The organism is Paraburkholderia sp. RL18-085-BIA-A (assembly GCF_046027075.1).
Lineage (GTDB): Bacteria > Pseudomonadota > Gammaproteobacteria > Burkholderiales > Burkholderiaceae > Paraburkholderia.
This window is the reverse complement of sequence record NZ_JARESU010000037.1, coordinates 15,643-42,236: the sequence shown is the minus strand read 5'-3', so window position 1 is coordinate 42,236 and position 26,594 is coordinate 15,643. Positions and strand designations below refer to the sequence as shown.

Here is a 26,594-nt window from a genome sequence, read left to right as displayed (position 1 = left end):
CGTCAATCGAACCACTGCAGCGCCGCGGCGACAATCGCCTCCGGCGCATCTTCCTGCATCAGATGACCGGCGCCCGGCACCGCCTGAAAGCGCGCTGCGGGAATCGCGGCAGCCAGTTCCCGGCCGCGTTCGAGCGGAATCCACTGATCCTGTTCGCCCCACAAAATCTGCACCGGGCAGCGCAGGTGCGGATAGCGCGCCTGAACCTCGTCGGTGTAGCGCTGGTCCATCTGCGCGATCTGCCGGTAGAACGCGGCTTGTCCGGTGGCGCCAAGCCAGGGTGTCACGTAGGGCGCAAGCTCGGCATCCGGAATCTCGCGGGCGATCGCGCCGCGCACGTACGCTTTCACCACAGCGTCGTGAATATAAGGCGGCAGTCCGGCGAACGCGTCGCCGTGTTCGCGCACATGCCGCACGAATGGCGAGCCCCACGGGGCGAGCGCCACCGGATCGATCAGCGTGAGACTGCGGTACTCGCAGCCGTTGAGCAGATGCGCGCGTAACGACGTCGCGCCGCCGAAGTCATGCGCAATGACGTCCGGGCTCGCCAGCTTCCAGTGCGCTAGCAGTTCCGCGAGCAACACATTCTGAATGCCGAGCGAAACGTCCTGTCCGTCTCGCTGCTCCGACTGGCCGTAGCCGAGCAGGTCGTAGTAATACACGGTGCGCACCGGCGCGAGATGCGCGGCGATCCGATGCCACACGTACGAAGAGAACGGTGTGCCGTGAACCAGCACCAGCGGCGGACCGTTGCCGGTCACGTGGTAGCGCACGGTTTGATCGCGGAATGTATAGCTTTCGGGGAGCGGCCAGCTTTGCATGGCGGTGAGCGTCGCAACGAGGTCCCCTTACCTTAGCAGGGCTGCGCGTTGCGTGCTGCGCGACTTCTCGTAGGCGGCGTTCAACCGGCATTCGACATCTCCCGCAGAAGCTCACCTTTGTTTTAGTCAGCAAAACCAGGCAAATTCGGAAACGGGGCGATTGAATGCGCTGCTCAATGGCGCGCGCAACCCGCACTGTTACGAGTCGAAGATAAATTGACCTGAAATAAGGTGCTTTTTGTGTCGTCTACCGTAGACAAGCCTGGTAATCGATCGACCGCAAGCGAGTGCGGTGTTTGAAGGGCGGTGCCAGGTCGCTCAGAATCGTGCGTTCTGAACGGTGAGGAAATCCGGGAGCAGGCGGCGCAAGCGCTGCCGCGCGATGCACCGCCGCGCTCGCCACTTACTTCGTCTGAACGCCGCGCAACAGTTGCGACACCTGGCCATGCTGATGCAGGATCGCCGGGTCGGCCTGCAACAACGGCAGATAGCGCGGCAGAAACATATTGTTCGGCAGGTCGGGCGAGAACAGACCCGTGACGGCTTCGGCTGCGGCGAACCGGTCGGCGGCGTCGGCTTCCTTGTCGTCGAGAATTTCGTCGACGCTCGCAATAACCGTCGAAAGCGGCGTGAGCCAGCGGAACCCGGAACCGTTGATCAGCACCTGCAAAAAGGCGGCGGGCGTCACCGGACCGAACTCTTTTTCATACATCGCGCGTTCGTGATCGAGGATGGCCTTGTGCAGCGCCAGCAACGGTCTGCGAATGTCCGACAGAAATTGAGTGCATTGCTGGTCGTTCATCGTGCTGCTCCTTCGGAGTGGCTGGCCGGGTCGAGCCGGCAATCGGCTCGCGTTGATGCGGCGATGGTAACGCATGAATCGAATTCCGTTTGGACCTCGCGTGAGGCTGGCTCCGACTGCGTGTCTCGCGCGAACCGCCCGCGCGCGCCCTCACGGCAAACTTCTTTTTCCACGGCTACAATTTGCCGGTCACCTTCAGCACATGCACGCCGCGCATCATCCGCCGTTGCAGCCGCAGTGCAAACGCAGCGCGGATTAGTTTGCCGAGTCGAACAAGCACCGCGAGTCTTTGCGTTTCTGTTCGACTGCTCTGTCTAAACAGCCTCACCAACAATAAATCCCCACCCGGAGCCGCTTATGACAACGCTCAACATCAACGGTCAGACCCATACCGTCGACGCGCCGCCCGACATGCCCCTGTTGTGGGTCTTGCGCGATCTCGTCGGCCTGACCGGCACCAAGTTCGGTTGCGGCATCGCTCAATGCGGCGCATGCACCGTGCATCTCGATGGCGTCGCGGTGCGCTCGTGCGTGTTCCCGGCGGCGGCGGTCGGCGACCGGAAAGTCATCACGATCGAAGCGGTCGGCAGCACGCCCGCGGGGCAGAAGGTGCAGCAGGCATGGCGCGAACTGGATGTCGTGCAATGCGGCTACTGTCAGTCCGGACAGGTGATGTCGGCGGCATCGCTGCTCGCTAGCAATCCCAATCCTACCGATGCGGATATCGACGCCGCGATGGCCGGCAACATCTGCCGCTGTGGGACGTACAACCGGATTCGCGCGGCGATCAGGCAAGCCGCGAAGGGAGTCTGACATGTCCCAGGGATTGCTCGATGCACAGAACGGCGCGCAGCCGGTTAAACAGGGCGCAGGCGGCAAAGGCGGGCTGTCGCGCCGCACCTTTCTGAAATTCAGCGTGACGGTCGGCGCGGCAGCCGGCGGCGGCTTGCTGCTCGGCTTCAGCATGCCGGCCGCGAGCCAGGATCAGAAGACCGGCAAATCGGTGATCGGCGGCGACGCGGTCGAAGCGCCGCAAAGCGGCGTGTTCGCGCCGAACGCGTTCATCCAGATCGACACCGCGGCCAAGGTCACGCTGGTGATTCCGAAAGTCGAGATGGGCCAGGGCGTCTATACGTCGATCCCGATGCTGATCGCCGAAGAGCTCGAAGTGCCGCTCGACGCGGTCACGCTCGATCACGCGCCGCCCAACGAAAAGCTCTTCATGGACCCGCTGCTCGGCGGGCAGCTGACCGGCGGGTCGACATCGATCCGCTTTGCCTGGGAGCCGATGCGCCGCGCCGGCGCTACCGCTCGCATCATGCTGATCAACGCGGCCGCGCAGCAATGGCAGGTCGATCCGGCGAGCTGTCATGCGCAGGGCGGGCAGGTGATACACGCGGCCAGCAATCGCAGCATCGGCTATGGTCAACTCGTCGAGGCCGCGGCCACGCTGCCCCCGCCGCAGAACGTGCCGCTGAAAGATCCAAAAGATTTCAAATTGATCGGCACGCCGGTGAAGCGCCTCGATTCGCCGGAGAAAGTGGACGGCACCGCGCTGTTCGGGCTGGACGTGCGCGTGCCCGGCATGGTCTACGCGGCGATCGCGAATTGCCCGGTGTTCGGCGGCACACTCGCGAGCGTCGACGATACCAACGCGAAGAAGATCCCCGGCGTGCGCCAGGTCGTCAAGCTCGACAACGCGGTCGCGGTGATCGGCGACCACACGTGGGCCGCGAAGCGCGGCGTGCAGGCACTCGACATCAAGTGGAACGAAGGCGCGGGCGCGAAGATCTCGATGCAGCAGATCGTCGACGATCTCGCCCATGCTTCAGAGCGCAACGGCGCGGTCGCGCGCAAGGACGGCGACGTTGGCCATGCGTTTGCCAACGCGAAGTCGCGCGTCGACGCGGTGTATCAGCAGCCGTTCCTCGCGCACGCGACGATGGAGCCGGTCAACTGCACGGTGCACGTGCGCGCCGACGGCTGCGACGTCTGGCTCGGCTCGCAAGTGCCGACGCGCGTGGTGGATGCCGCGGTCGCGGTCACGGGCCTCCCCGCCGACAAGATCGTCGTGCATAACCATCTGATCGGCGGCGGCTTTGGAAGGCGGCTCGAGTTCGACATGGTCACGCAGGCGGTCAAGGTCGGCAAACAGGTGTCGACGCCCGTGAAAGTGGTGTGGACGCGCGAGGAAGACATCCAGCACGACATGTACCGGCCGTACTACTACGACAAGATTTCCGCCGGGCTCGACGCGAACGGCAAGCCGGTCGCGTGGCAGCATCGGATTGTCGGTTCGTCGATCCTGGCGCGCTTCGCGCCGCCCGCGTTCAAGAACGGGCTCGATCCCGACGCCGTGGAAGTGGCCTCGGACCTGCCGTACGACCTGCCGAACCAGTTGATCGACTACGTGCGCCAGGAACCGCACGCGGTGCCCACCGCATTCTGGCGCGGCGTGGGGCCGACGCGCGGCACCTTCGTGGTGGAGAGCTTCGTCGACGAACTCGCCGCGCAGGCGAAAATCGATCCGGTCAAATACCGGCAGGATCTGCTGGGCAAAACCCCGCGCGCGCTCAATGTGCTGAACACCGCCACGCAGGCCGGGAACTGGGGCAGCGCGTTGCCGAAGGGACAAGGACGCGGCGTATCGGTGATGCACGCATTCGGCAGCTTCTTCGCGATCGTCGTCGACGTCGCGGTCGATCAGGGCGAGGTCGCGGTCAAGCGCGTCGTGTGCGCGGTGGACTGCGGAATGGTGGTCAATCCGAACACGATCGAAGCGCAGGTGCAAGGCGGCATCATCTTCGGCATCACGGCCGCGCTGTATAACGAGATCACGATCAAGGACGGCCGCGTCCAGCAGAACAATTTCACGGACTACCGGATGCTGCGCATCAATCAGACGCCGCCGATCGACGTGCATATCGTGAAGAGCAGCGAGGCGCCCGGCGGCATCGGCGAACCAGGCACGGCGGCGCTTGCGCCCGCGTTGACCAACGCGATCTACGCGGCCACCGGCAAGCGGCTGCGGCAATTGCCGGTCGGCAGCCAGTTGAAAACCGCGTGACGGGAGCCCGGACATGAAAAACACACTGAAGGGTCTCGGCGCGGCATTGTGCGTGGCGCTGCCGTTCATCGGGCAGGCGCCGGCTCATGCGGCCGCTCCGGCCGACCAGGCGCTGGCGCAGCGCGGCGCGTATCTGGCGAAGCTCGGCGATTGCGTCGCCTGTCACACGGCGCCCAAGGGCAAGCCGTTCGCGGGCGGCCTGCCGATGAATACGCCGATGGGCCAGATCTACACCACCAACATCACGCCCGATCCGCGCACCGGCATCGGCAGCTACACGGAACAGGACTTTGCGCGGGCGATGCGCGAAGGCGTCGCGAAAGACGGCCACAACCTGTACCCGGCGATGCCGTATACGTCCTACGCGAAAATCAACGACGACGACATGAAGGCGCTGTACGCGTTCTTTATCAGCGGCGTCGCGCCGGTGCAGCAGGCGAACCGCGAGCCGGACATCAAATGGCCGTTGAACATGCGCTGGCCGCTGAAGTTCTGGAACATGGCGTTCCTGGAAAAGGGCGCATATCAGGACAAGCCGGGCAAGGATGCCGCATGGAATCGCGGTGCATATCTGATTCAGGGGCTCGGGCACTGCGGGTCATGCCATACGCCGCGCGGCATCGCGTTCCAGGAGAAGGCGCTCGATGAACGCGGCAGCGAGTTCCTCACCGGCGGCCTGCTCGACGGGTGGTTCGCGGCGAATCTGACTGGCGCGCACAACGTCGGGTTGGGTCGCTGGAACGATCAGGACTTGCAGGCGTTCCTGAAGACCGGCGCGAATCGCCATGCGTCGGCGTTCGGCTCGATGACCAGCGTGATCAACAACAGCACGCAGCACATGAGCGACGCCGACAGCGCGGCGATGACGACTTATCTGAAGTCATTGCCGCCGGCGGGGGGCAGCGGCGCACCGCCTTATACGTTCGATCCGCAGGCGACCAGAGTGTCGTTGAACCGCCCCGCGAACGATGCCGGCGCGCGTGTCTATACGGCGTATTGCATGCACTGTCACGGCGTCGACGGCCGTGGCTTTGCGCCGATGTTGGCGCCGTTGGCCGGCAATCCGAACGTGCTGGACAAGGACGCGTCGTCGTTGGTCAACGTCACGCTGAACGGCACCGAGGACCTCGTGGTCGGCGGTGTACCCGCGCCTTACCCGATGCCGAAGTTCGCGCCGGTGCTCGACGACCAGCAGATCGCCGATGTGCTCACGTTCGTGCGGGCCGGCTGGAACAACGGCGCGCCCGCGGTGACGGCGGCTGAAGTGGCGAAGCTGCGCAAGTCGACGCAGGCGGCGCGTTAGGCGTTAGCGCGGCGCTGTCGAGCAGTGCAAAAAAGCGCAAAAGCAAGCGCAAAAAAACGGCAACCGTGCACAACACGGTTGCCGTTTTTTTCACAGATGCGCGTGCTGAGGACGACTCGCGCACGCCAAGTCTTCAACGACGCTGCCCGACCTTCTGCCGCTTTTCGAGCACTCGCGCATACCACGTCAACGGGAAGCACATCGCGAAGTAGATCATCGCGACCATCCCATAGATCGGAAACGGACGGAATGCGGCGTTGGTGATCATCGTGCCGGTCTTGGTCAGTTCGGTGAAGCCGATGATCGACGCGAGCGCCGTGCTTTTCACCACCTGCACGAGAAAGCCGACCGTCGGCGCGACGGCGATCTTCAGCGCCTGCGGCCACACGATGTAGCGCAACTGCTGGCTGAACGTCATGCCGAGACTCGCGCCCGCGGCCCACTGACCGCTCGGCACCGCTTCGACGCAGCCGCGCCAGATGTCCACCAGGTACGCGCTCGTATAAAGCGTCAGCGTGACGGTCGCCGCGACCCACGGCGACACGTCCACGCCGAGCAACGGCAAGCCGAAGAATGCGAGAAACAGCTGCATCAGGAGCGGCGTGCCCTGAAACACTTCCACATACAGCACGACGATGCGGCGCAGCCACGCAACCGGCGACACGCGCATCACGAGCAGCAACAGCCCCACCACACCGCCCCCGACGAACGCGATCAACGACAGCAACACCGTCCAGCGGGCGGCGAGCAACAGATTGCGGGCGATATCCCACAGCGTGAATTCGATCATGATCAACGCTCCGTCGGCAGAGTGCGCGCGCCGCGCCACATCAGGCGGCTGCGCCAGCTACGCGGCGCGCTGTCGTTGCCGCGCGCGACACGCCCCGCGAACAGACCCCGTCCGAAGCGGTTGAGGATCTGTCGCAACACGATCGACATCAGCAAATAGGTCGCGGTGATGATCAAGTAACTCTCGAACGAGCGGAAGTTGCGCGACTGGATGAAGTTGGCCGCATAGGTCAGATCGGGCACCGAGATCTGCGACACCACCGCCGAGCCGAGCATCACGATCAGCACCTGGCTGAGCAGCGCGGGAAACACATTGGCGATCGCCTGCGGCAGCACGACGTGGCGGAACACCTGCCGTCCATGCAGACCGAGCGCCTGCGCCGCCTGGACCTGGCCGCGCGGAATCGAATCGATGCCGGCGCGCACGATCTCGATCGCGTACGCGCCGAGATTGACGGTCATCGCGAGAATCGCGGCCTGGATTTCGTCGATATGGATGCCGAGGCTCGGCAAGCCGAAGAACACGAAGAACAGCTGCACGATGAACGGCGTATTGCGGATCAGCTCCACGTAACTCGCCACGATCCAGCGCGCCCATTTCGGCCCAGCCACCGCGATGCTCGCGCCGCCGATCCCGACGAGGCCGCCGAGCACCGTGGAGAGCGCGGTAAGCCCGAGAGTCACGGCGGCGCCGTGCACGAGCATCCCCGCATAGAGGCCGAAGCCGCTGAAATCGAACGCATAGGTCATGGCGTCGCGCTCATCGTGAGGTCAAACTCCGCGCAAAAATTTAAAGGTCGGCCGGCAGCGGCGCGCGCAGCCATTTCTGCGAGATCGCGTTCATCGTGCCGTCCTTGCGGGCCTTGGCAATCGTTTCGTCGACTTTCTGTTTCAGGCGCGGCTCGTTCTTGTTCAGGCCAACGTGATCCGGTGAGCTGAACAGCGAGAACTTCTGCTCCGGATCGTTCGCCGGATGACGCGCGAGAATCGTGGCGCCGACGTCGTTGCCGACTACCATCAACTGTACCTGACCAGAAAGAAACGCCGAAATTGCGCCGTTCGGATCGTCGAAACGTTTGATGTTGGCGGAGGGCGGCGCGATCTTCGTCACGCTCAGGTCTTCCAGCGTGCCGCGCGCGACTGAGATCGACTTGCCGGCGAGGTCGGCGGCGTTCTTCAACTGTAGCGACTTCGGGCCGAACACGGCGAGGTAGTAGGGCGCGTAAGGCAGCGAGAAGTCAATCACCTTTTCGCGCTCCGGCGTCTGGCCGACCGACAGCAGCATGTCCGCCTTGTGGTCGGCGAGGTAGGCCATGCGGTTGTCGCCCGTGACCTGCACGAGTTCGACCTTCGCGTTGAGCGTCTTGCCGATCAGGTTGGCGACGTCGATGTCGTAGCCCATTGGCTTCATGTCCGGACCGATCGAGCCGAACGGCGGATAGTCCTCGAATACGCCGATGCGCACCGTGCCCGACTTCGCGATGTTGTCGAGCGCATCGGCATGCGCGGCCGACGGCAACGCGCATAGTGCGCCGGCGCCGGTGAAGGCGAGCGCGGCGGCGAGCGTGGCGAACACGCGGCGGGTCTGCGAGTGAGCAACGGGGCGCTGATTCATGATGTGTCCTCTGTCGAAAGCGTAGGTATTGGTATGGGTTGCGGTAAGTGCAATCACGGCGGGCGCGCTCAATGCGTGGAACGCGCCGCAATCAGCTTGCACGCGTGCGGCGGCAACTCCGCGAGCACCGGCATGCCGAGCGTGAGCCCCGGCGTTTCGCGCGGCGTGGTCGCGGCGGTCAACGTGAAGCCCGCGCAGTCGATCGTCGCTTCGAGCGACGCGCCCACGTCGCGAATGAACGTGACGGTGCCGGCGAGCCGGTTCGCTCCGTCGGCGTCGCCGGCGGCCGACGCTGTCGATGCCGTCCTTACGCAGATGTCTTCCGGCCGGATCAGCAAGCGGATCGCGGTGCTGGACTCCGGCACGCGCGCGCTCTGCGCGAGCGCGATGCGCCGGCCGCCCGGCAAGCTCACGCCGCCACCGCCATCGTACGTGACGGGCAGGATATTGCCGAGGCCGATGAAGTCGGCAACGAACTCGCTGACCGGATCGCGATAGATGTCGAGCGGCTTGCCGACCTGCGCGATGCGGCCTTTCTCCATCACGACGATTTCATCGGCCATCGTCATCGCTTCGCGCTGATCGTGCGTGACCATGATCGTCGTGATGCCGAGCCGTTGTTGCAGCAGACGGATTTCCACCTGCATCGCTTCGCGCAGCTTGGCGTCGAGCGCGGAGAGCGGCTCGTCGAGCAGCAGCAGTTTCGGCTGCGACGCGATCGCGCGCGCAATCGCCACGCGCTGGCGCTGGCCGCCCGAGAGTTGCGTGACGGGCCGGTTCGCCATATGCGGCAACTGGATAAGCTCCAGCAGTTCGGCGACGCGGCGCGTCTGCTGCTCTTTCGGGGTCTTGCGCAGCTTCAGCGGATACGCGACGTTCTGCGCGACCGTCATGTGCGGAAACAGCGCGAGCGACTGGAACACCATGCCGAAGTCGCGCTGATTGGCCGGCAAGCGCGTGATATCGCGGCCCGCGAAATGGATGCTGCCCGAACTCGGCGTTTCGAGGCCGGCGATCATCCGCAGCAGCGTGGTCTTGCCGCAGCCGGACGGGCCGAGAAAGCACACCAGCTTGCCGTCGGGCACGCTCAGATCAACGTTGTCGACGGCATGCGCCGCGCCGAAGCGGCGGGTCACGGCCTGCAAGGTCAGATGGGTCATCGGATGCTCCAGCAAAGTGACGTCATGCGCGCGCGGCGGGTGGAATGAGCGGCGCGCTCAAAGTGCGACCCCTTCGTCACCGATCAGCTTTTCGAGCAGCCAGATCAGCGCGAAGTCGATCACGACGATGACGACGGCGAAACAGAACACGGTCGGATCGAGCGAGGACACCGTGCGGCTGTAGAGCCACACCGGCAGCGTCATCGTATCGATGCCGTACAGGAAGAAGGTCACGGTGAACTCGTTGAACGACACGATGAACGCGAACAGCATGCCGGCGAGAATGCCGGGGCGCATCAGCGGCAGGATCACGTCGACTAACGCGCGGCCGGGGCTCGCGCCCATCACGCAGGCGGCTTCCTCGAACTCCGGGCCGATGGACGCGACCGAGGCCGCGCAATTTTTCACCGTGAACGGCAGCGCCAGAATCACATGCGCGATGATCAGGCGGAACACGCCGAGTTCGACCGGCAGCACGTTGAACACCAGCAGCAGCGACAGGCCGAGCATCACCAGCGGATAGACGAGCGGCAGCGCGACCAGTTGTTCCACCGCGGGCTTGCCGCGAAAGCGGTAGCGGCTCAGCGCGTAGGCGGCGGGCACCGAGACGAGCGTGGCGATCAGCATCGTCGAGAGCGCGACGACGAGGCTCGTGGTCAACGCGGCGCCCATCGACAGCGAGTCGCTCGCATCCGGCGACACGAAGCTGTGCCACGCGGCGCGATACCAATGCAGGCTGTACGCGTGCGGCGGAAATTCGAGCGTGTCGGCCGCGCTGAACGACATCGTGATCATCGTAAGGATGGGCAGCGCGGCGAGGAACAGCACGATCGCAGCGAGGAGCGCGGTAGCGCGGCCGAGCTGGCCGGGCATGGTATTCGACAGACGCGGCACGAACGGAAAACGCGGCAGACGTGGCGAGCGCGGCGACTGCCCAGGCAAACGCGGGGTGGAAAGCGGCGTGCTCATGCGTGGGGCTCCTCGGCAAGACGCTGCGTGCGGCGCACGAGGCGCTGCGAAACCGCCATGACGGCGAGCGTGGCGATCATCAAAACGACACCCGATGCGGACGCCGCCGGCCAGTTGAGCAACGGCGCGACCTGGTCGTGGACCAGCACGGCGAGCATCGGCACGCGCCGTCCGCCGAGCAGCAAGGGCACGGCGAATGCGCTCGCGTTGTACGCGAACACCAGCAGCGCGCCCGACACGAGGCCCGGCATCGCGAGCGGCAACAACACGTGACGCAGCGTTTGCCAGCGGCTTGCGCCGAGCGTCGCGGCGGCTTCTTCATAGGAGATCGAGACGGCGCGCATCGCGCTCGAAAGCGGCAGCACGGCGAGCGGAAACGCGGTCTGGATCAGGCCGAGCAACACGCCATGCTCGCGATACAGCCACATCACCGGACGCTCAACGAGGCCGCTGCCGAGCAACGCGTGATTGAGCAGTCCGGCCGGGCCGAGAATGATCAGCCAGCCGTAGCCTTGCAGCAGCAGATTGACGAGCAGCGGCAGCAGCACGCCGGCGAGCAGCAGCCGGCGCGCGAGCCGCGACTTCGTGCGCGCCATGGCCAGCGCGACTGGAATCGCCAGCACCACCGCGCAGATCATGCTTTGAAACGCGAGCCGCAACGTGAGCCACAGCGACTTGATGAAGTAGCCGTCGAGCAGGTCCGCGTAGTTTTGCAGCGTGAAGCCGCGCCACTCGTTGCCCGGCGTGCCGAAGCTCATGCGCAGCACGACCAGCGCGGCCGCGCCGAGCAACGCGAGAAACAGCAGGATCGGCGTGAGCAGCAGCCACGGCCGCGCCTTCGCCAGCGCGGCGGCGGCGGGCTGGTCCGGCGGGGTGCCGGGCCCCGCGCCCAACTCCGCCTGCGGCTCCAAAGCCGGATCCGACGCCGCCGAAGCACGCCGCGAAAAGCGCGCAAGCATCGCCGTCATGCCGAGAAGATCTCGGTATAGCGCTTGATCCATGCCGGTTGCACGGCGGCGAGCGCCTTGTCGTCATGCAGCACGGCTTTCTCGGCGATCTGCTGCGGGCTCGGCACGAACGCGCGGCTGGCGGCGGGAATCACCGCCTTCGAATTGACCGGCCCGTTCAGCACGTCGGCGGCCATGCGGCCTTGCACGCCCGCGTCGAGCGAGTGATTGATGAACGCGTGGATCAGGTCGCTGTCGCCCGGATGCGATTTGGGGATCACGGTGAACATCAGCTGCGTGGCGAAGCCTTCCTTCATCCCGTAGGTCACGCCCATCTTGTACTCGGGCTTGCGGATCTGATCGGGGAAAAAGGCCGGCGAATAGATGCCGCCGATATCGAGCGAGCCGGTGCGGAACAGGTCGGCCACCTGGTTCGGGTTCTCGCCGAGCGTCATCACGCGGTCTTTGAGCTGCATCAGCTTCTTGAAACCCGGCTCGATGTTCTGCTGCGAGCCGCCGTTCATTTTCGCGGCGATGATCGCGAGGTCCACCGCTTCGGCCCATTCGGGCGGCGGCAGGAACAACCGGCCGGCGTACTTCGGGTCCCACAGCGCTTCATATGACGTCGGCGCGTTCTTGACCGTCGCCGTGTTGTAGATCAATCCGTCCGACCACAGCAGATAGCCGACACCGAAGCCGTTCGCGCCGGTGCGGTATTGCGGCGCGACGTCCTTGAGGTTCGGCAGCTTGTCGAGATCGGGCTTCATCAGCAGACCCGCGTCGCCGAGACCCGCCGCGCCGACGCCGGCCAGCGTGATCACGTCGTAGGTCGGGCGCTCGCCCGCGGCCTTGACTTTGGCGACCATGCCGGAGGTGCCGTCGGCGCGATCGGCGATCACCTTGGCGCCGGTCTTGGCCGTGAAGCTGGCGGCGATATTGCGCAGCGCGGCCGCGCCGGTATCGTCCGACCAGGTCAAGAGGCGCAGCGTCTTGCCGCTGAAGTTCTGCTCCTGGGCGCGCAGGTTGATGAACGGCATGGGCAACGTGGACGCCGCCAGCGCCGTACCGATCGCCTTGATGACCTGCCTTCGGGCCCGTTTGATTTCTTGCATGGCGGTCTCCTGTGATGAACGCCTGTTGCCTGGTGAGATTCGCGAGTGACCGCTGCCGCTGCGCCGCTGACTTGCGTTGCCGTGCGTCGCCGGTTTGCGCGCTGAGTGCCGGATGTGCCGCGCGTTGATGCACTCTAGGTTTGCCAAAATCCCTCAACAAACGAAATATGCGCATGGGCGGCATGACGTAAGCTCATGCTTCGACGCCTGGGTGACGGGCGGCGTCGACGCCGCTCGTCCGGCGGGAGCACCCATTCCGTGGCGCATACGGGTTAACGTCCATGCTTTGTGCGCCGATGTGATCGCCGCCGAGCCATGAGGAAAGCTCGGTTCTGGTGCGGCGGATACTGCGTTTTGCTCCGTGCCGGTGCGAAAAGGGCGGCTCACCGCTGTCCGTCCGGCGGCGCCATGAGCCGAATGCATGCAGGTTTGCCTATTCGCCTCTCGTGCGGTTATTTCGGATCGCGTATCCTGTGGACCTGGCGGGCGTACTGGCGACTCGCGCTGCGCCGCCCGCGCAATGACTTTTTCTGATTCCGGATATCACGATGCGACGCCTTCCGCCGCTCAATGCGCTGCAGATTTTCGAAACCGTCGCGCGCCATCGCAGCTTTACGCGCGCCGCCGATCACTTGTGCCTGACGCAAGGCGCGGTGAGCCGGCAGATCATCGCGCTCGAGGATTACTACAAGTTTCCGCTCTTCAGGCGGCACGCGAAAGGCCTGACGCTGACCGCCGAAGGCGAGATGCTGCTGCCCGCGGTCAAGGAGAGCTTTGCCCGCATCGAGGAGATTTCGTTGCGTCTGACACGGCAGCGCACCGATCTGGCGCTGAAGGTGCCGACCTGCGTGATGCGCTGGATGCTGCCAAAAATCATGCGCTTCCAGGCCGAGTATCCCGAGCTGCATGTGCAGATCACCACGACCTGGCAACACGCCGTCGATTTCCAGAGCGAACCGTTCGACGCCGCGATCATTTACGCATCGTCGCCCGGTGCGGACGTGCAGACCGTGCCGTTGTTCGAGGAGCGTCTGACGCCGGTATGCGCGCCCGATCTGCTGAAGGACAAGCCGCTCGCGCAGGTGGCGGACCTCGCGCGCCACACGCTGCTGCATCCCACGCGCGATCATCGCGACTGGAAAATGTGGCTCGCCAAGGTGGGCGAGACGGATGCCGTGGACGCCGGTTCGATCGACGCCGAACACGGCCCGAGCTTCGATACGCTCGACATGGCGACCAACGCCGCGTTGCAGGGCTTCGGCGTCGCGATCAGCGACCTTGCGCTGATCGACGAGGATGTCGCGGCGCGGCGTCTGGTACGGCCGTTCGATACGGTGCTCAAGACCGGCTGGCGCTATTACTTCGTGTATCCGGACTCAGTCGCGCATCAGCAGAAGCTGAATCTGTTCCGCGACTGGATCGCGGAGCATTGGCAGGAGTAGGGCGGCGCGTAGTGCGCGGCAGGCAGCGCGCCGGCCGCCTGCGCCGCGTCAGGGCGCGAACGACAGGAACAGATATGCCGCGAACAGCGACAGATGCACGGCACCTTGCAGAATCGTCGTGCGTCCGGTGCTGAGCGTGAGCGTGCCGACCACGAGCGTCAGCGCCAGCAACACGGTCTCCTTGCCGTTGATGCCGAGCACGAGCGGCTGCCCGGTGTACAGGAAGACGGCGGCGACGGTCGGAATGGTCAGGCCGATACTCGCCAGCGCCGAGCCGAGCGCGAGATTCAGGCTGTTCTGCAAGCGGTCGGCGCGCGCCGCGCGCACGGCTGCAAGGCCTTCGGGCAACAGCACCAGCGCGGCAATGATGATCCCGACCACCGCCGGCGGCGCGCCCGCATTCTGCACCGCGGTTTCGACTATCGGCGACAGCACCTTCGCGAGCAGCACCACGGCGACGAGGCACACCAGCAGCAGCACGCCGCTCACGAGTGCGAGGCCGGCGCTCGGCGGCGCGGCATGTACGTCTTCGTCGGGCACGCCGGCAAGGAAGTAATCGCGATGGCGCACGGTCTGCACAAACACGAACACGCCATACAACACCAGCGACGAGATCCCGGCGAACGCCAGTTGCGAAGCCGACAGGATCGGACCAACGCGGGAGGTCGTGTAGTTCGGCATGACCAGCGTCAACACGGACAAGGACGCGAGCACGGCCAGCGAGGCGGCCGCGCCGCGGCTCTGGAAATCCTGCTCCAGATGGCGGATGCCACCCACCAGCAGGCAAAGACCGACGAGCCCGTTGCACACGATCATCACCGCCGCGAACACGGTGTCGCGCGCGAGGCCGGCTTTTTCGGGGCCTGCGGTCAGCATCACCGACACGATCAGCGCCACTTCGATGACGGTCACGGCCACTGCCAGCACCAGCGTGCCGAACGGCTCGCCGACCCGATGCGCGACCACTTCCGCATGGTGTACCGCAGTGAACACCGCCGCGCATAGCGCCACGCCGACCAGCGCGAGCAGCAGCCCATTGCCCGGCATCGCATACGCGGCGCCGAGCACGATCCACGCGATAAACGGCGCGACGATGGTCCAGCGGGGCAGGACGGGCGAGGGTGCGCTCATGCGGGCTTCCTTTGAATGCTTGTCGAGGACTGGGACGCTGTGGCATCGCCCCGGATTGACGCGGGCGAATTGTTAAACCAGTGTGTCAACAACGAGCCGTAACTTATTAAATTATAAAGGATAGATTTCGGCGAACGCGATTTCGCCATGTTCTGGCGCTGCATTGGTGACAGACTAATGATGTCCCAGGCGGCGGGCTCGTCGCGGCGCAAAGGAAAGAAGTTTCGTGGAGAAAGATCGCCTGCGCAGAACTGCGCGGCTGGTGTGACCCGCGTGGCGGCAATGGATGGCATATGCAGCGAGTGGACGCGCGTCCTGCCGGCCGAATTGCACGGTACGGCGCCGGACCAACCGGTTCGGCACCGATCGGGGGGCACCAATGTCGCGCAGCCGGACAATGGCGCCCACCTGTTCTTTACAGCAAAGCTATCCGGTTACTGGCCGCCTTCAGCACGAATCGTCAGCGCGTTCTTGACCGACTTCACGCCCGGCACGCCTTGCGCTGCTTTCGTCGCGAGGTCGAGTTGCGATTGTTCCGGCACCGAACCTTCCAGCGTCACGTCACCGTCGCGCGCGCGCACGGTGATGTTCGCCACGCTCACGCCCTTCGTCTTCGACAGCGCGCTGCGGACCTTGCGTTGCAAGGCGCGGTTGGCCGCCTTGGTCTGCTTGGCCGTCGGCGCCGACGTCGCGGCTGCAGGCGCGGCAGCATCGCTGCTTTGTGCATAGGCATTGAGGGACGCCAGAACGATCAGCGCGCCGCCGATCATCTTCATTGCCGGGAATGCTTTCATTCAACTTTCTCCTATTGTCATAAGTACGCAGTCCCCGGTTGGGGACAGTCTGCTACACCAACGAGTAAAACGGGATCAAATCTGAATGGAACGGTAACGCGAGCCGTGCGAAAGCTTTCAATCTGTATGCCGATGCGGGTCGTGCACAAGCGTGCGCAACCCGGCAAAGGCTGGGCTGACAGCCGCAGAGAACAATACAGCAATTAGTGCCATGTTGAAGCCAGGCTATCCCGAAATGAGGCTTTGACACAACGAATGGACCGATGAAAACAGGGCGATGTCGTGGTATTGCTTATTCGAGTCAGATTCTGCCTCAACTTTAATCCGCTTTCGGCGTGCCTTTCCCAACCTTTGGGAATAACCTGCCCTCATTGATCGCCAGCACTTATTTAAAAACTTGATCGATTGAGTTTCAATGATTGGGATCGAAACGCATGCGAAATGAATTGCTTCCTATCGCGCCGTTGCGTCGCGACGATTTGCCGGTCGATACGGTCGCACTGGCGCGCTTCATGGTGGGCAAATACCTCGTGCACGATCTGCCGGAAGGGCGCATGAGCGGGCGGATCGTCGAAACCGAGGCTTACCCGCTCGGCGATTCCACCAGTCATGCGTTTATCGGCCGTCGTCCGCATAACGGGTCGATGTTTCTCGCGCCCGGTCATGCCTATGTGCGACTCACCTATGGGCTGTCGTACATGCTCAACATGTCCGCGGAAGCGCACGAGATCGGCGCTGGCATTCTTTTGCGCGCGGTCGAGCCGCTCGAAGGGTTGTCGCTGATGGAGGCGCGGCGCCCCGGCGTGCCGCTGCGCGATCTGGCGCGCGGTCCGGGCCGTTTGACGATGGCGTTCGGGATCGGCCAAACATTCGACGGCCGTGATCTTTGCACGGGGCGCGGCCTGTGGATCGGCGTGATCGAGCAGGGCGACACGCCGATCGGCGTGACGACGCGCATCGGTTTGTCGCGCGAAATGCATCGGCCGCTGCGGTTTTTCGAACCGGGCAGCGCCTTCGTCAGCGGCCCGCGAAAACTGCTGCTGTTGCCGCATTCCGGTGCCTGAAAAACCTGCGCAAATTCAACCGCCAGTGCCCTGCGTCGTGGTAAAAGCCGCTCAGATCAGAGGTATTTTGGAAACATCAGACCCATCGGGTTACGGTGCCGAGAATTATTACTGTAAAGCGAAATTTAAATCGCATCGCTCTGGCAATTTCCGGCAAATTTTGCGAATCGCGCAATTATGTATCGCCAAATTTAGGGTTTTCCCGTGGCAATCTGATGACTAGACTAAATCCATTCGCTTCGCACTTTGTGTGGAAAGCGATGCATAGAAAGCCAAGTCTGGAGGTAAATCATCATGAAATCGCTCATCAAGGCAGTCGCAATTGCAGCCGTTCTCGCAGCTCCGGTCGCCGCGTTCGCGCAGGCGAGCCAGGATCCCGTGACGCGCGCGGATGTTCGCAACGATTTGATCCGGGTTGAACAGGCTGGCTATAACCCGGCCACCTCGAACGACACCAACTACCCGGCCGACATCCAGGCCGCCGAGCGCCGTGCGCAGGCACAGAATCCGACCGTCGCGCAGACCCACCCGGTCGCCGATACAAGCGGGTATGGCGCGCCGATGAGCGGTTCGTCGCAAGCAGGCGGCATGCTGCAGCCGGTGAGCGGGGCGAAGGGCGTGTATTTCGGCCACTAAGTTTTCGATAGTGGGCAGTAGTCGAATCGGGAAATGGTCGGCCGGTGTAACCGGCCGACCATTGCGCGGCGCGGCGAATCGCGCAAAAGCGTGCGCAGAGCCGCGTCCGCCTGCACATCTATGAGGAATCTGAGGTAGTCACGGCGTCAGTGCGGGCGGTGTCGATCGGATGGCATCGCAACGCGATCAAGCCGTGCGCGATCCGCAATCCCGCAATCGCAGCGGTACAGGCACACACTTGCGCCATGGCGCGGGTGGCGTGAAGCGCTCCCGGTTCAATTCGAGGAACCTCCGCTGCCGCAAGGTAGCTTCGCCCAACCTTTTAAAGATTGGGCTTTTTTTGCACCGTTTTTCGCGCTCGCGCAGCGGTTCTCGCGGCACTCGGCATGCCGCGGCGGCCCGTCAAGGCCGCTCGCCGTGAATATAGAACTCGAGCTGCTGAATCGTGAATTGCTGCTCGGCGATGATGTTCTTCACCAGGTCGCCGATCGACACCATGCCGACCAGCCGGTCGTTCTCGATCACCGGCAAGTGGCGCATGCGCCGCTCGGTCATCAGCGCCATGCAGTCTTCGGTGGTCTGGTCGGGACGCACGAAGCGCACCGCCTTGCTCATGATGTCGCGCACCGGCGTGGCCTTCGACGATCGGTCCATCAGCACCACCTTGCGCGCATAGTCGCGCTCCGTGATGATGCCGGCGATGCTGTCGCCGTCCGTCACGACCAGTGCGCCGATGCCCTTTTCGGCCATCAGTCGGATCGCCTCGTAGACGGAATCGTCGGCGCCGATCGTGAAGACGCCGGTGTTGTTCGGTTTTGTTTTAAGAAGCTGGGCAACGCTTGTCATAGAGCGGCTCCGTTTCGCAGTGCAGCGCGCCGGCACGGCACGCTGTCGTGTGGGACAGGCCATTCCAGTATAGGCGGGACGCGCCACCCTAGTAGTTCGGGAATACGTGTGGCGCGCCGCGCGTTCAATTGGGGTAGCGCGGCCGCACTGCAGCGCTCCGCTCCGTGCACCAGGCAGGGTCATACGGGTGCGCTACGCGGATTAGCGGTAAACTCCCACTCCATACCTTATCCCCGGTTTGATCGGGTTCATGTCAGCACCACTGTCCAACGCCATGCTCACGTCTCACGATCCATCGCCAGCAGCAGACGGCGCAATCAACGGCGAGTGCGTCGTTCTCGACGCCACTGCCACGCTTCCCACGCGCTACGGCACGTTCACTTCCTACGTGTTTCGCGTGTGTGAAAGCGGCGCCGAACATCTCGCGCTCGTGATGGGCGATGTCGCCAACCAGTCGTCCGTGTTGACACGCCTGCATTCCGAGTGCCTCACGGGCGACGTGCTCGGCTCGTACCGTTGCGACTGCGGCGAGCAGCTCGACCTCGCGCTGCGCTATATCGCGGCCGAAGGCTGCGGCGTGCTGCTGTATTTGCGCGGCCACGAAGGGCGTGGCATCGGCCTGTCCAACAAGATCCGCGCGTACGCGCTGCAGGAGCAGGGGCGCGATACCGTCGAGGCCAATCTCGACCTCGGCCTGCCGGACGATTCGCGCGAATACGATTCGGCCGCGGGTATTCTGCGCACGTTGAAGGTCACGTCGGTGCGCTTGATGAGCAACAATCCGGAGAAGTTCGACACACTGTCCAAGCATGGCATTCCGGTATGCGAGCGGGTCGCGCTGGCGATTCCGATGCGCGAGGAAAACGAGCGCTATATCCGCACCAAGCAGCTCAAGTTCGGGCACTACTTCGACGAGAACGAATAATCTAAGGCTATTGCCTTCCGACGGCCTTGTCTGACAAGGCTGTCTGGTTCCCATTGATGTGAAAACGCACGCTGGGGCGACCAGATGCGTTTCACGCGCGAGCGGAGAGCAGGCGGAATGCTGGCGGAACATGGCGGCGATCTCAAGCTATCCGCTGTATAGCTGTTCTACTTTCTCTTGATGTAACTGATGACAAGCCCGATGTCCTGATCGGAATGTCGAACGGCTGGTTCAATGCCGATCTCGCACTTCTGAATACTCAAGGGCATAGTGTACGGTCGGTCGCTCAACTTGCCGGCGTCCCTTTGCTAAGGGCCGTGAATCGATGATGCTCGTAGCGTTACAAGTCACGGACCACACGTGCGCTATATCACCCGTTTTCAAAGTCGACAAGCGGAGTCGTTTCCAGCATTGCGATCCTGCCGGGACGATCCTGCTGGGAGTGATTCACCTGAAATATCATTTAAAACCAATGACATACGATACGCATCGTGCGATTTGCGAGATTTCTGAATTGACGGGGGTTGGTCTGTAACCCATTGAAAATCATAAGATTGTTTCATTTTGACTTGCCCCGCCGGAAACCCCGGCGGGAGCAATTTGAAGGTATTTCTGACGGTATACGCGGGCAGCCTGCACAGAGGCCCGCTTGATACCGTCAGAGGTGTTGACAGCATAGGTGAGCTATCTCGAAACGGTGTGACAGGCGCGTGATTGTCTCGACGCCAATGTGGGTGGGCGGCTGGATTGCAGGGGCGTTCCGGCCGCTGATCAAGCCTCTTGAGTTTCGCTGGGTGAGAAATCAGGAGTGCGAATTGTATCGAGAATTGACTCGCTCGCACCTCGATCTTTACAAGCCAGCATCCAACGGCAGAAGTGGCTTGACACGCCCGCTGTACAATTGAATCGACCGCGTCGATCCGCAGTGGACGAAGCGCTGCGCCTGAGGTTACCGATCGACAGGGAGTTTCGACGCTGCGAGGTTAGCGCACAGCATCTCCAGGACCGAGTGCATTGCACGACACCGGCCAGACTTGCACCTATGACCCATGTAGTGTGGTGACGGCGGAGGAATTTGCGTGCCCAGCACACTCTATGGAACTGATTGTCCGCGTCAAAGACGATGCGTGAAAGCTGACGGACAAGGTACTCGAAGAGCCGCGCGTGCAAAACCTCCAAGGCTGCTGAGTCGACAAGGCCGGTGTTTCCAACCCATAGTTACCTGAAAGTTATGAAAAGCAAGCGCAATGTTGCCACGCGGGCTAGACCCCCGAAGCTTTCTCGTACTCACGTGCCGGATCACATGACACTTGCCGATTGGCAGCGCGCCTTGCGCCGGCAATTTGGGCGCGAGCAAGTGTTCAGCCTTGAGAATCTCGGAACGGAGGCGTTTTTTTCGGAGTTTCGGGTCGGTAATCCGGAGTCGAAATCCAATTATCGTGTGGCGATCCGCGGGACGCGGCCGGGCGACAACTTCTGTGCCTGTCCCGACTATGCGACCAACGAATTGGGTACGTGCAAGCATATTGAATTCACCCTTGCGAGACTGACAAAAAAACGCGGTGCCAAGGCTGCTTTTGCCCGCGGCTACCAGCCTGCATTTTCGGAACTGTATCTGCGCAACGACGGTGAGCGAACGATCCATTTTCGCGCCGGAACAGATTGTCCGGCGAGAGTGGCGAAGGCCACCACGATGTTGTTCGACGTATCTCAAGGTTGACGGTTACCGGAGGATCGTTTCGACGAACTGGGACGTTTTCTCGCCAACGCGGCGAAGACAGGTCACGAATTACGCGCCTACGACGACGCGCTCAATTTCGTCGCAGGCCAGACTGACGCGTCGCGTCGAGCCACGGCGCTGAACGACATGTTCCCGCGTGGTGCGGCCGATCCTCTGTTGAAGAAGCTACTCAAGGTGCCGCTTTACCCCTATCAGGCTGAAGGCGCGTTGTTTGCCGTGCGCGTCGGACGCGTTTTGATCGGCGACGAAATGGGCTTGGGGAAGACCATTCAGGCGATTGCGGCAGCGGAGATTCTGGCACGGCATTTCGGGGTGTCGAAGGTGCTCGTGGTCTGCCCGACTTCGCTCAAGTATCAGTGGCAAAGCGAGATTCTTCGCTTCTCCGGCCGTGCGTCGCGAGTGGTCGCTGGAAGCCTCGTCCAGAGGCAGAACGAATACGCCGAGGAAGACTTCTGCAAGATCACCAATTACGAGAAGCTAAAATCAGACCTTGACCTGATCACCGCATGGGGACCGGAGCTTGTGATCGTGGACGAAGCACAGCGCATCAAAAACTGGAACACCATCGCGGCGAAAGCACTGAAGCGCATCGACAGTCCCTATGCTGTTGTGCTGACGGGCACACCACTCGAAAACAAGCTGGAAGAACTTGTTTCGATCGTCCAGTTCGTCGACCAGCATCGCCTCGGACCCACGTGGAAACTGCTGCATGAGCATCAGGTCAAGGATGAAGCCGGGCGTGTGACGGGTTACACCAGACTTGAGAAGATCGGCGAGACTCTGGCGCCGGTCATGATCCGCCGGCGCAAGTCTGAGGTGCTGCTTCAGTTGCCGAACCGTACCGACCAGAACTTGCTGGTGCCGATGACCGGGATGCAGATGGCTCATCACACGGAAAACGCAGATATCGTGGCCAAAATTGTCCAGCGCTGGCGCAAAATGAAGTTTCTGTCGGACCAGGACCAGCGACGACTCACGTGCGCATTGCAGAACATGCGCATGTCGTGCAACAGCACCTATCTCCTCGACCAGGAAACTGACCATGGCGTCAAGGCGGACGAGTTGGCGGCGTTGCTTGAGGGTCTCTTCGTCCAACCGGAATCGAAAGCGGTCGTGTTCAGCCAATGGACGCGCACTCATGAGATCGTCATTCGCCGGCTTAAGAAACTCGGCGTCGGTTACGTTAGCTTCCACGGCGGCGTGCCATCGGAAAAGAGGCCAGCGCTGGTAGAGCGTTTCCGCGACGATCCGGCCTGCCGTGTCTTCCTGTCGACGGACGCGGGCAGCACGGGACTCAACCTGCAACACGCATCGACGCTCGTGAACATGGATTTGCCGTGGAATCCGGCGGTGCTTGAACAGCGTATCCCGCGTGTCCACCGCATGGGGCAGCGCAAGCCTGTACAAATCGTCAACTACGTTGCCAAGGGAACAATCGAAGAGGGCATGCTGTCGGTGCTGGCTTTCAAGCGCTCCCTGTCGGCAGGCATCCTCGACGGCGGCGCAGCCGAGATTTCTCTCGGGGGCTCGCGCCTCAACCGTTTCATGAAGGACGTGGAAAACGTCACAGGCCGCATGGGCGAGGGCGAGGCAATGGCCCCGATAGAAGAGGCGGTCAATGTCGCTGCTGCATCCGACGAATTGAAGGAAAACGCGACGACTGTGGGAACGAACATCGTCCATGCCGGGATCCGACCAAAAGCCATCGCCGCCGAAACAGTGCCAAAAGACACGAGCCTCGAGCCCTGGTCCGGACTGTTGCAGTTTGGCGCGGAACTGGTATCAGCACTGAGCGCGTCGGACGATGGGGCTGCCGCCGCCCACCCGTGGGTCGAACGTGACCCTGCCACAGGCGCACGCAGCCTTAAGTTGCCGCTGCCATCGCCGGACACGGCAAGACGGCTTGCAGATGCACTCTCGGCAATTTCGTCTGCTTTGTTGCGCAAAGGTATCGAAGACGGAAGCCGCTGAGGGATGCCAACTGAGTTCAATTCTCTTCCGGAATCTGCTCTAATCTTTCCTTATGGAAAAGAGACTTGTGAAGATTGGCGAAGCAACAACGATGCTCGGCGTTGCATTCTCCACCCTGCGTAAGTGGGAGGAGACCGGCGAACTGCTGCCCGCACGCAAGACGGCTGGCGGCACGCGCTATTACGCCGTCTCGGACCTGCTCGGCAGCGGCAATGAGGATGCGCCGACGGTCTGCTATGCCCGGGTCTCGTCACACGACCAGAAGGCAGACCTTGAGCGTCAGCACGCGATGCTGGAAAGCTACTGCGCCGCTAAAGGCTGGCGCTGCGAGGTCATCAAAGACCTTGGCAGTGGCATGAACTACCACAAGAAAGGTTTGAACCGGCTGCTCGAAATGATTCTGCGCAAGCAGATGAAGCGGCTCGTCATTACGCACAAGGATCGCCTTCTGCGCTTCGGCTCCGAGTTGGTGTTCGCCATGTGCGCGGCGCAGAACATCGAAATCGTCATCATTCACAAGGGCGATCAACCGTCGTTCGAGGAAGAACTCGCGAAGGACGTGCTCGAAATCATTACGGTGTTCTCGGCGCGCTTGTACGGCTCGCGCAGCAAAAAGAAGAAGCAGCTTCTCGACGCCCTGAAGGAAGCCGCCAAGTGATTGTCCGCGTCCATAAAATCCGCCTTGATCCGACCGCAGAGCAAGCGAAGTATTTCGCTCGCGCGTGCGGCGTGGCTCGGTTCGCCTATAACTGGGCGCTGGCGGAATGGAAGCGGCAACACGAGGCAGGCGGAAAGCCGAACGAGGCCGCGCTGCGTAAGCAACTGAACGCGATCAAGGCCGTCGAATTCCCGTGGATGGCAGAGGTAACGAAGTGCGCGCCGCAGGTCGCAATCAAGAATGTCGGGCTCGCATTCGACCACTTTTTCCGGCGCGTGACGCTCGGCCAGAAGCCCGGATACCCGCGTTTTAAGCGCAAGGGGATCCGCGACTCGTTCCGCGCCGACAATGGGCCCGTGAACGCGTCCAGTCATGCCGTGCAGGTAGTCAGCAAGACCGTGAAACTCCCGCGTTGCGGCGTCGTTCGCATGCGCGAGGAATTGCGCTTTGCTGGCCGCGTGCTGGGCGCGACTGTGAGCCGCACGGCCGATGGATGGTATGTGGCGCTGGCCGTGGAGACTGAGGAACGCCTGAAGGCCGTAGAGGATCGCGGCGCGGTCGGCGTAGACCTTGGCATCAAGACGCTGGCAACATTCAGCAACGGCAGCGGCGCGCCCGCGCTCAAGCCGCACCACGCAGAGCACAAGCGCATCGTGCGCCTGTCGCGCTCGCTGTCGCGCAAACAGAAGGGAAGTGCAAACCGGGCCAAAGCGAAAACCAAGCTCGCCCGGCTGCACCTGAGTATCGCGAACGTCCGCAAGGATGCTTTGCACAAACTGACGACGACCCTCGCAACGAACTACTCGACTATCGGTATCGAGGACCTGAACGTATCGGGCATGCTGAAGAACGGCAAGCTCGCGCGCGCCATCGCCGATGCAGGGTTCTTTGAGTTCCGTCGCCAACTCGAATACAAGGCCGCCATGACCGGCGCGCAGGTGATCGTGATCGACCGCTTCTATCCGAGCAGCAAGACGTGCTCGGGATGCGGCGCGATCCACGCTATCACCTTGAGCGATCGCGTCATCGAATGCGGCTGCGGGCTAAAGATGGACCGCGACCTGAACGCGGCCATCAACATTCGGCGTCAAGCTCTGGCGCAGCAGTCTGTGGAGAGGAAGGCTCTGGCGGATGCTTCGGCAACCGTGAAACCGGCCTCTGTGAAGCAGAAAAAGTCAGCTTTGCATAGAAATGTGCAGGCTGCCTAGAGCGGTGTGAGATGACGGGTATCATATTCCAGGCATGCAGAAGAGGGCGCACAGATGGCCTATCGTTACAATCGCGAGTGAGCATGAGCACGTGGCCGCACCATACCAGATGATACGATCCGGCTTGAGACCAAAGCCATGACCCTCGACCACTCAACCCTCGACACCCTTCGCACGCATCATCCAGCATGGCGGCTATTGCGTTCCGACCACGCTCCGCTGGTGGCGAGCTTCCTGCATCGCGTTTTTGTGGTTCCGAACGTGCGTGTGATGTCCGCCGCTGACCTGGCCGAAGCGCTGGAAGACGAACTTTTTGCACTGCGCGTTCACCTGGGCGCGGACGCCTATCCAAAACGCGCGCTCGACTACCTCAACGACTGGGCGAACCCGGAAAAAGGCTGGCTGCGCAAGTTCTACCGCCAGGGCTCGGACGAACCCCACTTCGACCTGACGCCAGCGACGGAAAAAGCGATCGTCTGGCTGGACGCGCTCACGGCACGCAGCTTCGTCGGTACGGAATCACGCCTGCTGACGTTGTTCGAGTTGCTGCGGCAAATGAGCGAAGGCAGCGAATCCGATCCGGAAAAGCGCATTGCCGAATTACACAAGCGTCGTGACGAGATCGATGCCGAGATCGCCCGGGTGATATCCGGGGATCTTCCACTGTTGAACGACACGGCGCTCAAAGATCGCTTCCAGCAATTCATGCAGCTAGCGCGCGACCTGCTAACCGACTTTCGCGAGGTGGAGCAGAACTTCCGCATGCTCGACCGTCGCGTGCGCGAGCGCATCGCGCTATGGGAGGGTTCGAAGGGCGCGCTACTGGAGGAGATCATGGGCGAGCGCGACGCGATCGGTGACTCGGATCAGGGCAAAAGCTTCCGTGCATTCTGGGATTTTCTGATGTCCAGCACTCGCCAGGAGGAACTCAGCGAACTGCTCGCGCGAGTGCTCGCATTGCCGGCGGTGTCGGACCTGAAACCGGAGGCTCGGACCGGCCGTGTGCACTACGACTGGCTGGAAGCGGGCGAACACACGCAACGTACGGTCGCGCAACTGTCGCAGCAGCTGCGCCGGTTCCTCGACGACCAGGCATGGCTGGAGAACCGCCGCATCATGGATATCCTGCGCGGCATCGAGGCCAGGGCACTGGTCGTACACGACACGCCGCCGGTCGGCGAGATAATGAATCTTGCCGAGTCGTCATCCGACGTCGAGCTTCCTATGGAACGGCCGCTGCACACGCCGGTGCAGAAGCCGGTTATCGCGGATATCGTGCTGGAAACGGGCGACGTCGATCTGGACGCTGCGGCGCTTTATTCGCAGGTGGTGGTTGACCGCGCGCAGCTCGCGGGTCATATCCGCCAGGCGTTGCAGGATCGGTCGCAAGTGACGCTGTGCGAGCTGGTCGAATCGTACCCCCTGCAGCAGGGTCTTGCGGAACTGGTCGCGTATCTGCAACTGGGCAGCGACGCGTTCAAGACGGTCGTGGACGAAGATACGCACGAAGTCATCGAGTGGCAAACAAGCCGTCGCGACGAGACGCCGAAAGTACGACGCGCGCGGCTACCACGCGTGATCTTTGTGAGATGA

Annotated in this window: 24 protein-coding genes; 12 read left to right on the top strand and 12 right to left on the bottom strand. The window is 62.7% G+C overall.

The window, feature by feature from the left end:
- Positions 1 to 2: 2 nt before the first annotated feature.
- Both P0D89_RS24145 and P0D89_RS24140 read right to left on the bottom strand, forming a co-directional pair.
- Positions 3 to 821, bottom strand: coding sequence for an alpha/beta fold hydrolase (locus tag P0D89_RS24145; protein WP_408361959.1), 819 nt, complete (start codon positions 819 to 821; stop codon positions 3 to 5).
- Between the two features lie 403 nt (positions 822 to 1,224).
- Complete coding sequence (locus tag P0D89_RS24140; protein ID WP_408361958.1) at positions 1,225 to 1,623, bottom strand: hypothetical protein; 399 nt, start codon at positions 1,621 to 1,623, stop codon at positions 1,225 to 1,227.
- 357 nt (positions 1,624 to 1,980) lie between these two features.
- Here P0D89_RS24140 and P0D89_RS24135 point away from each other — a divergent pair, with 357 nt between their 5' ends.
- The 3 genes from P0D89_RS24135 to P0D89_RS24125 are packed head-to-tail and all read left to right on the top strand — an operon-like array spanning position 1,981 to position 5,993.
- Positions 1,981 to 2,436 carry a (2Fe-2S)-binding protein gene (locus P0D89_RS24135; protein WP_408361957.1) on the top strand — a complete coding sequence of 152 codons (456 nt, stop codon included), beginning with the start codon at positions 1,981 to 1,983 and terminating at the stop codon, positions 2,434 to 2,436.
- Position 2,437: 1 nt separating this feature from the next.
- Complete coding sequence (locus P0D89_RS24130; RefSeq protein WP_408361956.1) at positions 2,438 to 4,690, top strand: xanthine dehydrogenase family protein molybdopterin-binding subunit; 2,253 nt, start codon at positions 2,438 to 2,440, stop codon at positions 4,688 to 4,690.
- 13 nt (positions 4,691 to 4,703) lie between these two features.
- Complete coding sequence (locus P0D89_RS24125) at positions 4,704 to 5,993, top strand: c-type cytochrome (RefSeq protein ID WP_408361955.1); 1,290 nt, start codon at positions 4,704 to 4,706, stop codon at positions 5,991 to 5,993.
- Positions 5,994 to 6,126: 133 nt separating this feature from the next.
- Here P0D89_RS24125 and P0D89_RS24120 read toward each other — a convergent pair whose 3' ends face one another.
- From P0D89_RS24120 to P0D89_RS24090, 7 genes are all read right to left on the bottom strand, one after another.
- Positions 6,127 to 6,783 (bottom strand): amino acid ABC transporter permease, encoded by a 657-nt coding sequence (locus P0D89_RS24120; protein ID WP_408361954.1) that lies wholly within the window; start codon positions 6,781 to 6,783, stop codon positions 6,127 to 6,129.
- A 2-nt stretch (positions 6,784 to 6,785) separates the two neighbouring features.
- A complete protein-coding gene (locus P0D89_RS24115; RefSeq protein ID WP_408361953.1) occupies positions 6,786 to 7,532 on the bottom strand; it encodes an amino acid ABC transporter permease in 747 nt (248 codons plus the stop codon).
- A 40-nt stretch (positions 7,533 to 7,572) separates the two neighbouring features.
- Entirely contained in the window at positions 7,573 to 8,397 is an 825-nt protein-coding gene (locus P0D89_RS24110) for a transporter substrate-binding domain-containing protein (protein ID WP_408361951.1), read from the bottom strand.
- Positions 8,398 to 8,465: 68 nt separating this feature from the next.
- The gene (locus P0D89_RS24105; protein WP_408361950.1) at positions 8,466 to 9,557 is read right to left on the bottom strand and encodes an ABC transporter ATP-binding protein; all 1,092 of its coding nucleotides are present in this window, start codon (positions 9,555 to 9,557) and stop codon (positions 8,466 to 8,468) included.
- A gap of 57 nt (positions 9,558 to 9,614) precedes the next feature.
- Positions 9,615 to 10,526: an ABC transporter permease gene (locus P0D89_RS24100; RefSeq protein WP_408361949.1), complete on the bottom strand. Its 912-nt coding sequence runs from the start codon at positions 10,524 to 10,526 to the stop codon at positions 9,615 to 9,617.
- The gene (locus P0D89_RS24095; RefSeq protein ID WP_408361991.1) at positions 10,523 to 11,494 is read right to left on the bottom strand and encodes an ABC transporter permease; all 972 of its coding nucleotides are present in this window, start codon (positions 11,492 to 11,494) and stop codon (positions 10,523 to 10,525) included. Before P0D89_RS24095 ends, P0D89_RS24100 begins: the two co-directional genes overlap by 4 nt.
- A complete protein-coding gene (locus tag P0D89_RS24090) occupies positions 11,491 to 12,585 on the bottom strand; it encodes an ABC transporter substrate-binding protein (RefSeq protein WP_408361948.1) in 1,095 nt (364 codons plus the stop codon). Before P0D89_RS24090 ends, P0D89_RS24095 begins: the two co-directional genes overlap by 4 nt.
- A gap of 548 nt (positions 12,586 to 13,133) precedes the next feature.
- On the opposite strand from P0D89_RS24090, the gene P0D89_RS24085 reads away from it, so the two are divergent.
- Positions 13,134 to 14,027: a LysR substrate-binding domain-containing protein gene (locus tag P0D89_RS24085; protein WP_408361947.1), complete on the top strand. Its 894-nt coding sequence runs from the start codon at positions 13,134 to 13,136 to the stop codon at positions 14,025 to 14,027.
- A gap of 48 nt (positions 14,028 to 14,075) precedes the next feature.
- On the opposite strand, the gene P0D89_RS24080 is transcribed toward P0D89_RS24085, so the two are convergent.
- Both P0D89_RS24080 and P0D89_RS24075 read right to left on the bottom strand, forming a co-directional pair.
- The gene (locus tag P0D89_RS24080; RefSeq protein WP_408361946.1) at positions 14,076 to 15,158 is read right to left on the bottom strand and encodes a calcium:cation antiporter; all 1,083 of its coding nucleotides are present in this window, start codon (positions 15,156 to 15,158) and stop codon (positions 14,076 to 14,078) included.
- A gap of 434 nt (positions 15,159 to 15,592) precedes the next feature.
- Positions 15,593 to 15,952 carry a BON domain-containing protein gene (locus P0D89_RS24075; protein WP_408361945.1) on the bottom strand — a complete coding sequence of 120 codons (360 nt, stop codon included), beginning with the start codon at positions 15,950 to 15,952 and terminating at the stop codon, positions 15,593 to 15,595.
- A 434-nt stretch (positions 15,953 to 16,386) separates the two neighbouring features.
- Between P0D89_RS24075 and P0D89_RS24070 the strand changes: the two genes are divergently transcribed.
- Both P0D89_RS24070 and P0D89_RS24065 read left to right on the top strand, forming a co-directional pair.
- A complete protein-coding gene (locus P0D89_RS24070; protein ID WP_408361944.1) occupies positions 16,387 to 17,016 on the top strand; it encodes a DNA-3-methyladenine glycosylase in 630 nt (209 codons plus the stop codon).
- Between the two features lie 294 nt (positions 17,017 to 17,310).
- Positions 17,311 to 17,652: a DUF4148 domain-containing protein gene (locus P0D89_RS24065; protein WP_408361943.1), complete on the top strand. Its 342-nt coding sequence runs from the start codon at positions 17,311 to 17,313 to the stop codon at positions 17,650 to 17,652.
- Between the two features lie 402 nt (positions 17,653 to 18,054).
- On the opposite strand, the gene P0D89_RS24060 is transcribed toward P0D89_RS24065, so the two are convergent.
- Positions 18,055 to 18,498, bottom strand: a complete 444-nt coding sequence (locus P0D89_RS24060; RefSeq protein ID WP_408361942.1) for a CBS domain-containing protein — start codon at positions 18,496 to 18,498, stop codon at positions 18,055 to 18,057.
- A 274-nt stretch (positions 18,499 to 18,772) separates the two neighbouring features.
- Between P0D89_RS24060 and ribA the strand changes: the two genes are divergently transcribed.
- The 6 genes from ribA to P0D89_RS24030 all read left to right on the top strand — a co-directional run bounded on the left by ribA (position 18,773) and on the right by P0D89_RS24030 (position 26,594).
- Entirely contained in the window at positions 18,773 to 19,423 is a 651-nt protein-coding gene (ribA, locus tag P0D89_RS24055) for a GTP cyclohydrolase II (protein WP_042328071.1), read from the top strand.
- A 1,303-nt stretch (positions 19,424 to 20,726) separates the two neighbouring features.
- Entirely contained in the window at positions 20,727 to 21,143 is a 417-nt protein-coding gene (locus tag P0D89_RS24050; RefSeq protein WP_408361941.1) for a hypothetical protein, read from the top strand.
- 177 nt (positions 21,144 to 21,320) lie between these two features.
- Positions 21,321 to 23,135 carry a DEAD/DEAH box helicase gene (locus P0D89_RS24045; protein ID WP_408361940.1) on the top strand — a complete coding sequence of 605 codons (1,815 nt, stop codon included), beginning with the start codon at positions 21,321 to 21,323 and terminating at the stop codon, positions 23,133 to 23,135.
- Positions 23,136 to 23,187: 52 nt separating this feature from the next.
- Positions 23,188 to 23,793: an IS607 family transposase gene (locus P0D89_RS24040; protein ID WP_408361939.1), complete on the top strand. Its 606-nt coding sequence runs from the start codon at positions 23,188 to 23,190 to the stop codon at positions 23,791 to 23,793.
- Positions 23,790 to 25,001, top strand: coding sequence for an RNA-guided endonuclease InsQ/TnpB family protein (locus P0D89_RS24035; RefSeq protein ID WP_408377380.1), 1,212 nt, complete (start codon positions 23,790 to 23,792; stop codon positions 24,999 to 25,001). Before P0D89_RS24040 ends, P0D89_RS24035 begins: the two co-directional genes overlap by 4 nt.
- 138 nt (positions 25,002 to 25,139) lie before the next feature.
- Positions 25,140 to 26,594: a DUF3375 domain-containing protein gene (locus P0D89_RS24030; RefSeq protein ID WP_408377371.1), complete on the top strand. Its 1,455-nt coding sequence runs from the start codon at positions 25,140 to 25,142 to the stop codon at positions 26,592 to 26,594.